At 69.4% G+C, this 12,930-nt stretch carries 15 protein-coding genes and 1 pseudogene; 10 read left to right on the top strand and 6 right to left on the bottom strand.

Going from position 1 to position 12,930, the window contains the following annotated elements; genetic code table 11:
- The coding region (locus AC5P09_RS24770) for an ATP-binding protein (RefSeq protein WP_493875981.1) at nt 1-360 on the top strand (360 nt) is incomplete at its 5' end.
- Nucleotides 361-642: 282 nt separating this feature from the next.
- Here AC5P09_RS24770 and AC5P09_RS24765 read toward each other — a convergent pair.
- Nucleotides 643-1,236: a TetR/AcrR family transcriptional regulator gene (locus AC5P09_RS24765; RefSeq protein WP_493875980.1), complete on the bottom strand. Its 594-nt coding sequence runs from the start codon at nt 1,234-1,236 to the stop codon at nt 643-645.
- A 91-nt stretch (nt 1,237-1,327) separates the two neighbouring features.
- Here AC5P09_RS24765 and AC5P09_RS24760 point away from each other — a divergent pair, with 91 nt between their 5' ends.
- Both AC5P09_RS24760 and AC5P09_RS24755 read left to right on the top strand, forming a co-directional pair.
- Nucleotides 1,328-1,750, top strand: coding sequence for a nuclear transport factor 2 family protein (locus AC5P09_RS24760; protein ID WP_493875979.1), 423 nt, complete (start codon nt 1,328-1,330; stop codon nt 1,748-1,750).
- Nucleotides 1,750-2,604, top strand: a complete 855-nt coding sequence (locus AC5P09_RS24755; protein ID WP_493875978.1) for an NmrA family NAD(P)-binding protein — start codon at nt 1,750-1,752, stop codon at nt 2,602-2,604. Before AC5P09_RS24760 ends, AC5P09_RS24755 begins: the two co-directional genes overlap by 1 nt.
- Nucleotides 2,605-2,916: 312 nt before the next feature.
- Here AC5P09_RS24755 and AC5P09_RS24750 read toward each other — a convergent pair.
- From AC5P09_RS24750 to AC5P09_RS24740, 3 genes and pseudogenes are all read right to left on the bottom strand, one after another.
- Nucleotides 2,917-3,112 (bottom strand): annotated as a pseudogene (locus AC5P09_RS24750) (hypothetical protein); the annotation flags it as partial.
- Nucleotides 3,113-3,210: 98 nt separating this feature from the next.
- A complete protein-coding gene (locus tag AC5P09_RS24745) occupies nt 3,211-3,399 on the bottom strand; it encodes a hypothetical protein (protein ID WP_493875977.1) in 189 nt (62 codons plus the stop codon).
- A gap of 14 nt (nt 3,400-3,413) precedes the next feature.
- Nucleotides 3,414-3,992 carry an ArsR/SmtB family transcription factor gene (locus tag AC5P09_RS24740; protein WP_493875976.1) on the bottom strand — a complete coding sequence of 193 codons (579 nt, stop codon included), beginning with the start codon at nt 3,990-3,992 and terminating at the stop codon, nt 3,414-3,416.
- A gap of 180 nt (nt 3,993-4,172) precedes the next feature.
- On the opposite strand from AC5P09_RS24740, the gene AC5P09_RS24735 reads away from it, so the two are divergent.
- Both AC5P09_RS24735 and AC5P09_RS24730 read left to right on the top strand, forming a co-directional pair.
- The gene (locus AC5P09_RS24735; RefSeq protein ID WP_493875975.1) at nt 4,173-5,423 is read left to right on the top strand and encodes a helix-turn-helix domain-containing protein; all 1,251 of its coding nucleotides are present in this window, start codon (nt 4,173-4,175) and stop codon (nt 5,421-5,423) included.
- A 650-nt stretch (nt 5,424-6,073) separates the two neighbouring features.
- On the top strand, nt 6,074-6,256 hold the full coding sequence (locus AC5P09_RS24730) for a hypothetical protein (RefSeq protein ID WP_493875974.1): 183 nt from the start codon (nt 6,074-6,076) through the stop codon (nt 6,254-6,256).
- 64 nt (nt 6,257-6,320) lie between these two features.
- Here AC5P09_RS24730 and pepN read toward each other — a convergent pair whose 3' ends face one another.
- Nucleotides 6,321-8,939, bottom strand: coding sequence for an aminopeptidase N (pepN, locus tag AC5P09_RS24725; protein ID WP_493875973.1), 2,619 nt, complete (start codon nt 8,937-8,939; stop codon nt 6,321-6,323).
- Nucleotides 8,940-9,050: 111 nt separating this feature from the next.
- Between pepN and AC5P09_RS24720 the strand changes: the two genes are divergently transcribed.
- From AC5P09_RS24720 to AC5P09_RS24710, 3 genes are read left to right on the top strand one after another with little or no spacing between them, the layout of a single operon-like run.
- Nucleotides 9,051-9,527, top strand: a complete 477-nt coding sequence (locus tag AC5P09_RS24720; protein ID WP_493875972.1) for a DUF1203 domain-containing protein — start codon at nt 9,051-9,053, stop codon at nt 9,525-9,527.
- 58 nt (nt 9,528-9,585) lie between these two features.
- Nucleotides 9,586-9,816, top strand: coding sequence for a ribbon-helix-helix domain-containing protein (locus AC5P09_RS24715; RefSeq protein WP_493875971.1), 231 nt, complete (start codon nt 9,586-9,588; stop codon nt 9,814-9,816).
- Nucleotides 9,803-10,150 carry a type II toxin-antitoxin system PemK/MazF family toxin gene (locus tag AC5P09_RS24710; protein ID WP_493875970.1) on the top strand — a complete coding sequence of 116 codons (348 nt, stop codon included), beginning with the start codon at nt 9,803-9,805 and terminating at the stop codon, nt 10,148-10,150. Before AC5P09_RS24715 ends, AC5P09_RS24710 begins: the two co-directional genes overlap by 14 nt.
- Before the next feature lie 57 nt (nt 10,151-10,207).
- On the opposite strand, the gene AC5P09_RS24705 is transcribed toward AC5P09_RS24710, so the two are convergent.
- Entirely contained in the window at nt 10,208-11,224 is a 1,017-nt protein-coding gene (locus AC5P09_RS24705) for an aspartate-semialdehyde dehydrogenase (protein WP_493875969.1), read from the bottom strand.
- Nucleotides 11,225-11,539: 315 nt separating this feature from the next.
- On the opposite strand from AC5P09_RS24705, the gene AC5P09_RS24700 reads away from it, so the two are divergent.
- Complete coding sequence (locus AC5P09_RS24700) at nt 11,540-12,073, top strand: RNA polymerase sigma factor (RefSeq protein WP_266439476.1); 534 nt, start codon at nt 11,540-11,542, stop codon at nt 12,071-12,073.
- A 3-nt stretch (nt 12,074-12,076) separates the two neighbouring features.
- Nucleotides 12,077-12,835 (top strand): hypothetical protein, encoded by a 759-nt coding sequence (locus tag AC5P09_RS24695; protein ID WP_493875968.1) that lies wholly within the window; start codon nt 12,077-12,079, stop codon nt 12,833-12,835.
- Nucleotides 12,836-12,930: the final 95 nt, after the last annotated feature.

The raw sequence follows: 12,930 nt of genomic DNA, 5'->3' as shown, positions 1-12,930 counted from the left end.
AAGCCCGTGCCGCGTAGCGGCACGGCAACGGAACGGAAGGCCAGAATCCTCGGGCTTCAGCCCGAGGTGCAAGTCAAGAACGCCCTGTTGCACGGTGTCCCGCCGGGACGTGAGTTCTGCCTGGCGCTCGCCGCCGACGGTCCACTGATCCGTGTCGCGGTCCGCGACAGCGGGGGCGGATGGCCGGAGGCGGCCCGGGAGAGCATCGAGGAGTGCGGCGGCAGGGGGCTTCGCCTCGTAGCGGCTCTCGCCGATGACTTCGGAATCACCGTGGGCAACCCGGGCAAGACGGTGTGGACCGTTTTCAAGGTCGGTCACTCGGAGCCGGAGGGAGCCCGCCCCAGCCATGGAAGCATGTGAAGGTGCCCGCCTCGACTCCTACTTCGGACGCATCGCGGGGCACTTCGCTCCTGGCCCGCAAAATGCAACAACACGTGGTTCCACATCGGGGCCGCGAGCAGCTCGCACTACGCGGCGCTACGGACGCTCCTCGTCGAGGTCAGCGAAGATCTGGCGCGCAAGATCGACACCTCACGACCGGAACAGTAGTTCCAACGATCGTGACCAAGTTCCATCGATCAGCCGGAGCCCGCTATGGCATGAACGCCTTCACTGGCGGCATTCGACGTCGGTCCAGGGTGTTCAATCAAGTGGTACACGGGCTTCCAGGACTCTGACGGTGAAGGCCGTCAGCTGAGTCCGCATCTGCTCCCGAGTCATCCGCTGTCGGCCGACGAGGTGTTCGACGAGGTCGGCGCGGACGGCAGCAAGCAGAGCGTGCGCGGTGAAATCGCTGTAGGCAAGCCCGGGAATCTGCTCCAGCGCGGCCTGGAGCATGCTGTGCCACCGCTCGTAGTGTTCTGCCGCGTAGGGGCTGTCGCCGCCGGTTCCCTCAAGTGCCAGGGCGAGGTGGCGGTTGTCGATCTTGAAGCACAGCACGGCGTCGAGGAGGGCGGGTACGCGCTCCAGTGGCGGGGTGGCGGGCCCCAGAGGTGGTGGCCCCTCTTCGGCGGCGAGCCTGATCGGTGCGAGCCGCATCTCGTAGAGCGCGTGGATCAGGCCGGTGCGGTCACCGAAGCCGCGGAAGAGTGTCGCCTTGCCGACGCCGGCTGCTGCCGCGATGTCAGCCATGGTGACCGCCTCTGGGCTCTCGCAACGGGCGAAGAGCGTGTCGGCAGCCGCGAGGACGGCCTCCCGGTTGCGAGTGGCGTCCGCGCGCGGCTTGCGTTCGGGCATGCGGTTCCTCCGATTGCAAAACGGACCCCCGGTCCGTATCGTCGAATGTGAAACGGACTCGGAGTCCGTATCGTACGGGACGGAGCACCCCATGAGCACGAACACCGCACCGGTGGATCTGTACCGCCACGGCCTACAAGCGCTGCTGGACAAGGACATTCCCGCCTGGGTCGACCTGTGGGACGAGAACGGGATCTTCGAGTTCCCCTTCGCACCGGAAGGCTGGCCGAAGCGGCTGGAGGGCAAGGCGGCCGTCGCCGAGTACATGCGCGACTACCCCGACCACATAGACCTTCACGACTTCCCCTACGTGGAGATCCATCAGACCGTCGCCCCCGAGACCATCGTGGTCGAGATGCGCGGTGTGGGCCGTGTGGTGGCCACCGGCAGCCCTTTCGACATGTCGTACATCGCCGTGGTCACTGTCAAGAACGGCCTCATCGCCCACTACCGCGACTACTGGAACCCGCTCGCCGTCCAGAACCCCGCCACCCACTTCGCCGGGAGCAACTGATGAACGAATCCCAGGAGTTCACCCTGGTCATCGGCGCCACCGGCACCACCGGCAGCCGCGTCGCTGCCCGACTGGCCACCGCAGGCCGGCGCGTCAAGACCGCCAGCCGACGCGCCACCCCCGTCGACGGAGCCTGTCCCGTGCGGTTCGACTGGGACGACCCCGCCTCCTTCGAAGGCGCACTCGAAGGCGCGGACCGGGTCTATCTCATCCCGCCGCTCGGCTCCTCCGACCCGGCAGCCGTCATGCTGCCCTTCCTCCAGCAGGCCCGCACCGCAGGAGTCCACCGCGCTGTCCTGCTCAGCGCGTCGGCGATCCCCGCCGGAGGCCCTGCCGTGGGACAGGTTCACCAGGCCCTGCCCGGCCTGTTCTCCCAGTGGGCGGTCCTGCGGCCCCCGTGGTTCATGCAGAACTTCACCGCAGACCATGCGCACGCCCGGACCATCCGAGCGGACGGGACCATCCGAACGGCAACCGGCGAGGGCCGCGTCGGCTTCGTCGACGCCGACGACATCGCCGCCGTCGCCGTGCACGCGCTGACCGAGGCGCAGGCCCCGAATACCGACCTGATCATCACCGGGCCCCAAGCACTGAGCTACGGCGACATTGCCACCGTCCTCACCGAGGTCACCGGCCGGACCATCACCCACCGTCAACTGACCTACGAGCAGATGCGCGACCGCCTGGCGGCCGACATGCCCGCCGAGTTCGCCGCGATGCTCGCCGGCATGGACCACGCCATCGCCGAAGGCGCCGAGGACCGCACCACCAACACTGTCCAGCGCCTCACCGGCCGCCCGCCGCGCAGCTTCCGCGCTTTCGCGGAACGGGAGATGCACCGAATCCGGGGCTGACATCCCCCAGTTCCAACATGCGTGACCAAGTTCCAACTAGCGTGTCCTGGCTCATCACCCCATCCCGTCCAACTCCGCCAAGGACGAGCCGGAACACCGGCACTTCGACTTCCGGTTCCTCTTCCGGACCTCGGCCGACGTCGCCGAACTGCAGACGGAGGAGGTCCCTGCCGCGGCCTGGCGCCATGCCGACACCATCGAGAACGAGACGCTGCGCAGCCGAGTCCTTGACGCGATGCGCTGACGAAACGGGGGCGCCCGGTTCCACACCCGGCGCCCCCGTCGTCGTAACGTGCGGCCGCCTACTCGGCGGCGTCGGGTAGAGGCCGACCGCGATCTGCTGGGCCATCTCGTGGGAGCGGGACTCCCAGATGTCCTTCAGGATCTCGAAGTACTTGTCCGTGTACGGGGACAGGAGTTCGCGCTGGTCCGTCTGGAAGAAGCCGCCGATGACGGCCTCCTGGACGGCGTTCGGCAGCTTGTCGGAGATGATGTGGCTGGCTTCGGCCGACGGGAACCGGTGCTGGTGATCGCCCAGTTGGTGCAGGTCGACGATGAGCCTCAAAGCTGCAGCCTGTCCCAGACTCGAACCCTTGCATAGCAGTGCTAGGGAACAGCGGCTGCAGTCTTGGGCGCGGCGGCCAGTCGCAGGCCGACTTCCACGAGGGCCCAGCCGAGGCGCGTTCGGAGGTCCCGGGGGCGCCGGGCCGCAGCGGCGAGGCGGTATGCGTCGGCTTCGGCACGGAGTTCGGCGGCGCGGGCCTGGTGCAGGGCGAGGTGGGTCTCCGGGTGCATCGGTTTGAGGCCTCTCATTCCATGGTGAGGGGGAAGGCATGTGTGTGGATGCGTACCTGAGCGGTGCCGTCCGCGTCGGTGGCCTGGTCGCGGTAGGTGTCGACGAGTGCGTGCATCTTCTCGACGAGTTCTCGGGTGAGTTCGGGCGTCAGATTTAGCGTCGCGCTGCTCATGTCCCAGGTGCGGCTCCACTCCTCCGGCCATGAGTGGCGGTTGCCGAGCCACGTCGACAGGTCCTGGGTCTGGGTGGTCGCGACCTCGTGGAGGTACATGTCGGCGGCCCCGCGTACGTCCGGGCCGGCGTCCGTCAGCAGGGCGTCGTCAAAGCGCAGACCCTGATGGGCCGCCTTCCACCACCGTTCTCGCCCCTTGCCCCGGTCGGGGGCCTCCGCGATGAAGCCGTGGGCGGCGAGCTGGCGCAGGTGGTAGCTGGTAGCACCGCTCGACTCACCCAACTTTTCGGCGAGTTGGGACGCAGTGGCCGGACCGCCGAAGCGCAGTGCGTTCAGCAGATGCATGCGCAGGGGGTGCGCGAGCCCACGCAGGGAGCGGGCGTCGAGATTGCGGATCTGTGGGTCCTTGGGCTCGTTCATGCATACAAAGCTAACGTTGCAAAGGATCCTTTGCAACGCTTCCTTTGTATGGCGGCTACGCCTCCCGACACCCGGTGGAGGTTAGAGATCGCATCTACCCGTGACGGGTTCACGAACACGTGAGTACGGCTGTGCCCCTACCCTGCCAGTACGACGCTGCGCGAGGAGGGGCCAGACCCGATGTCTCCAGAAGCCACCCCGGACCCGTTCGCCGATCCGCTCGTCTTCGGCCAGCGGCTCCAGATCCTGCGTACGCGCAAGGGCATGACCCGCGATCAACTGGGCGGGTTTCTCGGCAAGTCCGGGTCGTGGGTGAAGGCTGTCGAGACCGGCCGTCTGAAAACGCCCAAGCTCGGAGTGATCCTCCATATCGCCGAGTTGCTGCGGGTCGGAGACCTGTCGGAGCTCACAGGGAACGAGTCGATGAGCGTCAGTCTCTTCAGTGGCCCGGGACATCCCCGGCTCGCCGCAGTCAAGGCCGCGGTCGACGCCTTCCCGCTGACCGCCGAGCGTGAGGCTCCCCCGGCCGCCCACCTCTCGGCGCGGCTCGCGCGGGCGTGGGCGGCGCGCCACTCCGCGCCCAACCATCGTGAGGTGATCGGCGCGCTACTGCCGGACCTGATCCGTGACGCCCAACTCGCCGTACGGCAGGCCGAGCGGGTGGCGGAACGCCGTGCCGCTCAGGCGGTGCTTGCCGAGGTGTACTCGCTGGCGCAGTTCTTCGTGGCGTACCAGTCAGATCCCGCGCTGCTGTGGCGCATCGCGGAGCGCGGGCTCATCGCCGCCCAGGAGTCCGAGGATCCGCACGCCATCGGGGTGGCCGCGTGGCTGGCCGCCCAGGCGCACCGCGACGGGGGACCGGCACACTTCGACGCCGCCGACGCGGTGAACCTGGAGACGCTCGCCTTCCTGAGGCCGTTGCTGCCGGACGCCTCGGACGACGTCCTGGCCATCACAGGGGCGCTCACCTTCGAGGCCGGGTATACAGCGGCCCGGCGCGGTGAGACGGGTACGGCATGGCGGTACTGGGACCAGGCGCGAGCCATGACGGACCGGCTGCCGGAGGACTACTACCACCCCGTGACGTCCTTCTCGCGGGCGGTCATGGGGGCCCACGCGGTCACAGTGGCGGTGGAACTGCACCAGGGCGGTGAGTCGGTACGGCAGGCAGTAGCGGCTGACGCCGTCACCATCCCGTCCCGCCCGCGCCGGGCCCGGCACCGCATCGAGGAAGCCCGCGGCTATCAGCTCGACGGACAGCCGGAAGCCGCGCTCGCCACGTTGAACCAGGCCCACGAGGCTGCTCCCGAGACGATCAAGTACAACGGTTACGCGAAGCGGATCGTCCTCGAAGAGGCCGAGTCCAAGAGTCCGGCCCGGCGCCGTCGGGCGTCCGAACTCGCTCTGAAGCTCGGCCTCTTAGCAGCGTGACGGTAGGGGCACAATCTGTGCCCCTACGCCGCGCTCACTGCTCCTACTGTCGAAGACCGACAGGCCCCGGCAACCGCTGACGACGGTCCCGGGGCGTGGCCAACGCTACGTAGGAGCGTCGACATTGCACTGTGTATCACAGGCACTTGCATGGGTAACAGCACTCCTGTTCGGGCCGCGTAGGCCCGGCGGGCCCGCCCGCACGGTCCCGGTTCCGGATGTCGGTCAGAGCCCGCCGGGGCCCTGCCCGTCGCCTCAGAAGTGGGGCGCGATCCTTGCCCGGGCGCGCCGCCAACGGGCTCCGTATCTGTGGCTGCCCACCGCACCGCCCGTCCTCGCGGACGACCCCAGTGCCGGCGCCCTGGTGCGTACCTACGTTCTGTCGCCCGGTGAACGTCAACAGGTCATGTCCGTATGGGAGTTGGCGGGGGCACGCCAGTGAAGGAAGGAAAGGCGGCGGCCACGGAGCATGCCGAGACCGCTGTGCAGCGCGCCTATGGGCTTTGGTTCGAGCACGCTCTGAAGTGCGACGGTTGCAAGCACGCCGCCAAGGCGTCCGACGGCTGTGAGGGGGGACGGGAGCTGTGGGGCGCGTACCGTCTCGCGCGTATCGGGGGGTCGTCATGAGTCGTGAGGCGCCGGACCTTCCCATGGGCACTCTGGTACGCGACCTCGTGACCGGCCGCGTCGGCGTCCTGCGGGACGTGCTCGATCCCGGGGACCCGTACGGAGTTCACCCCGAGGACGCCACAGGCCCTCGCGCGTTCCTTGCTCCCCTCGGCGGTGGCGTCGAGTGGGACACGGGGCCGGAGGACCTTCGGCCTGTCGACTGACCTCACGAACTGTTGGGGGCGCCCGGTGTCGCACCGGGCGCCCCCAACGTCGTACGAACGGCTACTACTCAGCCGCCGCGTCCGCCGCCTGGGCCTTCAGCGCTCGCTCCACGCCCGCCCGCGACTCCGAGACGAGTCGGCGGAGGGCCGCGTTGGGCTCCGCCGAGGCCAGCCACTCGTCCGTCTTGCTCAGCGTGGCCTCGGAGACCTGGATCGTCGGGTAGAGGCCGACCGCGATCTGCTGGGCCATCTCGTGGGAGCGGGACTCCCAGATGTCCTTCAGGACCTCGAAGTACTTGTCCGTGTACGGGGCCAGGAGCTCGCGCTGCCCCGTCTGCACGAAGCCGCCGATGACGGCCTCCTGGGCGGCGTTCGGCAGCTTGTCGGACTCGATGACCGACGCCCACGCCTCCGCCTTGGCCTCCGGCGTCGGGCGGGCGGCCCGGGCGGTGGCCGCGTGGCGTTCGCCGGCGGCTGTCTTGTCGCGCGCGTACTCGCCCGCGATCTCCGCCTCGTCGAAGCGGCCCACCGCGGCCAGCCGCTGCACCAGCGCCCAGCGCAGCTCCGTGTCGACGGCCAGGCCCTCGATCGTCTGGGTGCCCTCCAGCAGGGCGTCGAGGAGGTCCAGCTGCTCCGGCGTACGGGCAGCCGCCGCGAACGCGCGCGCCCACGCCAGCTGGTGGTCGCTGCCCGGGGCCGCCGCACGCAGGTGCGCGAGCGTGGCGTCCGTCCAGCGGGTCAGCAGGGACTCGCGGGCGGCCGGGTCGGCGTACAGCTCGATCGCCAGCTTCACCTGGCGCTGCAGCGACTGGACCAGGCCGATGTCGGACTCCTTGCCGATGCCCGACAGGACCAGGGACAGGTAGTCGCGGGTCGCGAGCTCGGCGTCCCGGGTCATGTCCCACGCCGACGCCCAGCACAGGGCGCGGGGGAGGGACGACTCGAAGTCGCCGAGGTGCTCGGTGACGAAGGCGAGGGACTGCTCGTCGAGGCGGACCTTCGCGTACGACAGGTCGTCGTCGTTCAGGAGGACCACCGCGGGGCGGCGCCTGCCCACCAGCTGCGGTACGGCGGTCAGTTCGCCGTCGACGTCCAGCTCGATGCGCTCGTCGCGCACCAGCTTGCCGCTCGCGCCTTCCGAACTGTCCAGGTCGTACAGGCCGACCGCGATGCGGTGCGGGCGCAGCGTCGGCTCGCCCTTCGCGCCGGCGGGCAGCGCGGGGGCCTCCTGGCGGATCGCGAAGGACGTGACGACACCGTTCGCGTCCGTCTCGATCTGCGGGCGCAGGATGTTGATCCCGGCGGTCTGGAGCCACTTCTCCGACCAGGTCCCCAGGTCACGGCCGGAGGTCTCCTCCAGCGCGCCCAGCAGGTCGGACAGGCGCGTGTTGCCGAACGCGTGCGCCTTGAAGTACGCCTGCACGCCCGCGAAGAACTCGTCCATGCCGACGTACGCGACGAGCTGCTTCAGTACGGAGGCACCCTTGGCGTACGTGATGCCGTCGAAGTTGACGAGCACGTCGTCCAGGTCGCGGATCTCGGCCATGATCGGGTGCGTGGACGGCAGCTGGTCCTGCCGGTACGCCCACGTCTTCATGGAGTTGGCGAAGGTGGTCCAGGAGTGCGGCCAGCGGCTGTCCGGCGCGTGCGCCTGGCAGGCGATGGAGGTGTAGGTGGCGAACGACTCGTTCAGCCACAGGTCGTTCCACCACTCCATGGTGACCAGGTCGCCGAACCACATGTGGGCCAGCTCGTGCAGGATCGTCTCGGCGCGCGTCTCGTACGCCGCGTCCGTCACCTTCGACCGGAACACGTATTGGTCGCGGATGGTGACCGCGCCCGCGTTCTCCATCGCGCCCGCGTTGAACTCCGGCACGAACAGCTGGTCGTACTTCTTGAACGGGTACTGGTAGTCGAACTTCTCCTGGAACCAGTCGAAGCCCTGCCGGGTCACCTCGAAGATGGCGTCCGAGTCGAGGTGCTCGGCGAGCGAGGGGCGGCAGTAGATGCCGAGCGGGACGGTCTGGCCGTCTTTCTCGTACACGCTGTGCACCGAGTGGTACGGGCCGACGATCAGCGCGGTGATGTACGTCGAGATACGCGGCGTCGGCTCGAAGATCCAGACGCTGTCCTTCGGCTCCGGAGTGGGCGAGTTGGAGATGACCGTCCAGCCCTCCGGCGCCCGCACGGTGAACTGGAAGGTGGCCTTGAGGTCGGGCTGCTCGAAGGACGCGAACACCCTGCGGGCGTCCGGCACCTCGAACTGGGTGTAGAGGTAGGCCTGGTTGTCGACGGGGTCGACGAACCGGTGCAGCCCCTCACCGGTGTTGGTGTACGCGCAGTCGGCCGCGACCCGGAGGACGTTGCGGCCCTCCAGCAGCCCGGGCAGCGCGATCCGGGAGTCCGCGAAGAGCTCGGCGGGGTCGAGTTGGTCGCCGTTGAGGGTGACCTCGTGGACGGTCGGGGCTACCAGGTCGATGAAGGACTCCGTGCCTCCCCCACTCTCGGCTTCGCTCGAGCGGGAGGGGCCCCCACCGGCGACATCGAAGCGCACCGTGGTCACGGACCTGTAGGTGCCGCCCTCCTGCGCGCCGGAGAGGTCGAGATCGATCTCGTACGAGTCAACGGTGAGCAGCTTCGCCCGCTGCTGCGCCTCTTCGCGAGTCAGGTTTGTGCCAGGCACGCGGTCATCTCCTCGTTATGTGTGGGTTGCGCCATCCTTCCACGGGCCTGCACGGAACGCGATGTCCGTTTCCCGCCGGTGGGCAGGGCGGATGCGCGCGAATCTGGGGACATGACGACGTACATCGCACGACCCATCAGCCGGCTGGTCCTGAAGGAGCTGCACTCTGCTGACGACGCCGGACGCGCGATCGTTCCCGTCACCGACGACGAGGGTGGCGCCCCCCTCCGCTGTTGCCTGCGCCGCAGCGAACCGGGAGAGCGGATCGCTCTGCTCTCGTACGCCCCGTTGCGCCGGTGGGCGGCGGAGAGGGGCGTCGATCCGGGGGCGTACGACGAGCAGGGGCCGGTCTTCGTCCACGCGCGAGAATGCGCGGGGCCGGAGCATGACGGGCCGGCGTTCACTCACGCGCCCCGCGTGCTGCGCCGCTACTCCGCCGAGGGACACATCCTGGGTGGGCGACTCGTCGAAGCGCCGGAGGATTTCGACGGGGCCTTCGCGGAGGCGTTCGCCGATCCGGCGGTGGCGGTCGTACACGTGCGGGCGGTGGAGTATGGGTGCTTCCTCTATGAGGTGGGCAGGGCTTAGCGTCCGCTTGGTAGCACCATTAGTAGCCACATTGGTATTACCCCGCTAGGCTAGGGGTATGAAGATCAGTGTGAGCCTGCCGCAGGAGGATGTTGCCTTCGTCGACGAGTACGCGACGAGGACAGAGGCCGAGTCGCGGTCCGCCGTGATACACGCTGCCATCGAGCTGCTCCGGCAGGCGCAGTTGGAGCAGGAGTACACGGAAGCCTTCGCCGAGTGGGACGGGAGCGAGGACGCGGCGTTCTGGGACCAGTTCTCGGGAGACGGGCTGACCGATGAAGCGCGGTGACATCTACCTGGTCGACTATGAGCCGGTGCGCGGCAGCGCGGCCAACAAGGCGCGCCCTGCGGTGATCGTCTCGAACGACGGCGCCAACGCCGCCGTGCAACGCACCGGGCGGGGTGTCGTCACGCTGGTGCCGCTGACGACGAACACCTCCCGCGTCTTCCCGTTCCAGGTGCTGCTCGCGGCGGAGGAGTGCGGGTTGCCGAAGGACTCCAAGGTGCAATGCGAGCAGGTCAGAGCGCTCGCGCCGGAGAGGCTGTTGCGTCCGATCGGCTCCGTGCCCCGTCGGCGCATGAGCGAGATCGACGTGGCGCTGCGGCGGCACCTGGCGCTCTGAGATACGAAGAGGGGGCGCCCACCGATCACCGGTGGGCGCCCCTCGTCGCGTCAGCGGTTACGCGCTCAGCTCCGCCGCCACCAGCTCCGCGATCTGCACCGCGTTCAGCGCGGCGCCCTTGCGGAGGTTGTCGTTGGAGACGAAGAACGCGAGGCCGTTGTCGACCGTCTCGTCCTGGCGGATGCGGCCCACGAAGGAAGGGTCCTGGCCGGCCGCCTGCAGCGGGGTCGGGACCTCGGTGACCGCGACGCCGGGGGCACCGCCCAGCAGCTCCTTCGCGCGCTCCACGCTGATCGGGCGCGCGAAGCGGGCGTTGACCTGGAGGGAGTGGCCCGTGAAGACGGGGACGCGGACGCAGGTGCCGGAGACCTTGAGCTCGGGGATCTCCAGGATCTTGCGGGACTCGTGGCGGAGCTTCTGCTCCTCGTCGGTCTCGTTCAGGCCGTCGTCGACGATCGAGCCGGCCAGCGGGAGCACGTTGTACGCGATCGGCGCGACGTACTTGTCCGGCGCGGGGAACTCGGCCGCCGAGCCGTCGTGCGTGAGCTTCGGCGCGTCTTCGCCGACCTTCTTGACCTGCTCGAACAGCTCGTCCACGCCAGCCAGACCGGAGCCGGAGACCGCCTGGTAGGTGGCGACGACCAGGGCTTGGAGCCCCGCCTCCGCGTGCAGCGGCTTCAGGACCGGCATCGCGGCCATCGTCGTGCAGTTCGGGTTGGCGATGATGCCCTTGGGGCGGTCGACGATCGCGTGCGGGTTCACCTCGGACACCACGAGCGGCACGTCCGGGTCGCGGCGCCATGCGGAGGAGTTGTCGATCACTACCGCGCCCTGCGAGGCGACCTTCTCGGCCAGCGCCTTGGAGGTCGAGCCGCCCGCGGAGAACAGGACGATGTCCAGCCCGGTGTAGTCGGCGGTCGTCGCCTCCTCCACCGTCACGCCGTCCAGGACCGTCCCCGCAGAGCGGGCCGAGGCGAACAGACGCAGCTCGGTGACCGGGAAGTCCCGCTCGACCAGGATCCTGCGCATGACCGTGCCGACCTGACCGGTGGCTCCGACGATTCCGACCCTCACGGTGACTCCCTCTGTCTGTCTTTACGTGCGTGTTGCCTGGCCGAGACTTTTCCATGATGCGGCCGACATGGGCCTACCTGTCCAATTCTTTGGTCACCATGCCCGAGGACTGGGACACACCAGGGCGGCCGACACGTGCGGAACTCCTGCCCACACCTCCCCTGAGCTGCAGGAATTCGCCCTGCGACCGTTCCGCGCCGCAAGCTGTGCGGCCGGCCGCGATGGTGTGACGTACGCCTCCGAACCAGTTCCCACCCTGCCGCCGAACGTTTCCGCCCGCTGCGGCGTCGTAGAGGTGACGCGGTGAGGGGAGGGGTGTCTGTGCTGCGCAGAAAGGCCCGCCGCGGCCAGGAGGACGTGCTCGACGACCCGCTGGACGCGGCCCAGGAGCGCCGGGTGCGGGCGGTGCTCGCGCTCGGCGGGGTACCGCAGGCGGACCTGCCGGACGGGGTGCAGCAGGTCCGCCTGCGGTTGCTGGAGCGCGCGGCGCGGGGGGACGAGGCTCCGCGCGACGTGTCCGCGTGGGCGGCGGTCGTCGCCTCCAACCTGGCGATGGACTGGCACCGGGCCAAGCGCCGCCAGGAGCGCGTCGGCGAACGCCTGGCCTCCCTGCGCCAGTTGGAGCATCCCTCCGGCGAGGACACCAGTGTGTTGTCCCTCGCCGTCGCCCAAGGCCTGGACGAACTGCCCGACGCCCAGCGCCAGGTCCTCGTCCTGCGTTTCTACGCCGACCTCCCGGTGCGCGGGATCGCCGAGGAACTCGGCATCCCCGAGGGCACGGTGAAGAGCCGGCTGCACACGGCGGTACGGGCCCTGAGGGCGCGGCTGCACGAGGACGAGGTGGTGTGAGACGTGGCCGAGTACGAAGGCGGTCCGGCCGCAGACGCGCTGCTGGCCGCCATCCTGGACGAAGACCTGCCCGACCGGGTCCAGGGCGACCCGGAGTTCATGGCGGAACATCGCTCGGCCGCGGCCGACGTGGCACTGCTGCGCGAGCAGCTCGCCCTGATCGGGGACACGCTGGCGGGCGGGGAGCAGGCGGCGGAGCCTGCCCCGGCACCCACCCCGGTGTCACGGAGCCGTACCCGCCGCTCCTCCCGCGCCCCCCGGAACCGCCGTCCCCTGGCCCTCGTCCTGGGCACCCTCGCCGCCGCCTGCGCCGCCGCGCTGGTCGTCGGCATGGGCTGGCTGGTGGCACAGGGCGGGGTGAGTGGGAGCGACTCGGGGTCCGGCGCGCAGAGCGCCGCGGACGGCGGCGCGAAGGAGCAGGCGGCCGGGCGCACCTCCGCCGGCTACCTCGCCTGCGCCCGCCTGGTCGTCGAAGGCACGGTCACGGACGTGGAGCCGCTCCCCGGGGCCGTCCAGGACCGGATCACCCTCGAGGTGGAGCGCTACTACAAGCCGGACAAGGGCAAGGACGAGATCACCTTCGTGATGACGAAGGACGTCCGCCCGAGGCTGCGCGAGGGCGACCACGCGCTGATCGGCATTCCCCGTGATGCGGCGACCCCGGACATCTGGACCGTCGGGGAGGAGGACATCGCCCGCGAGCGGCGGTGGATCACCAAAGCGCTGCCCGAGGCCCGCACCCTGGACTGCGAAGGTGGATGAGAAGGCCCGGCCGGGAGCGGGCCGGGCGGCCTGATCGAACGTTTCGTGTTGCTCCGGCGTCATAGGAGCAACACGATTCGGGGAATCAAGCGATC

The sequence above is a fragment of the Streptomyces sp. a15 genome, from assembly GCF_059026085.1.
The sequence above is the reverse complement of the archived record's forward strand: the minus strand, read 5'-3'. Positions and strand labels throughout refer to the sequence as shown.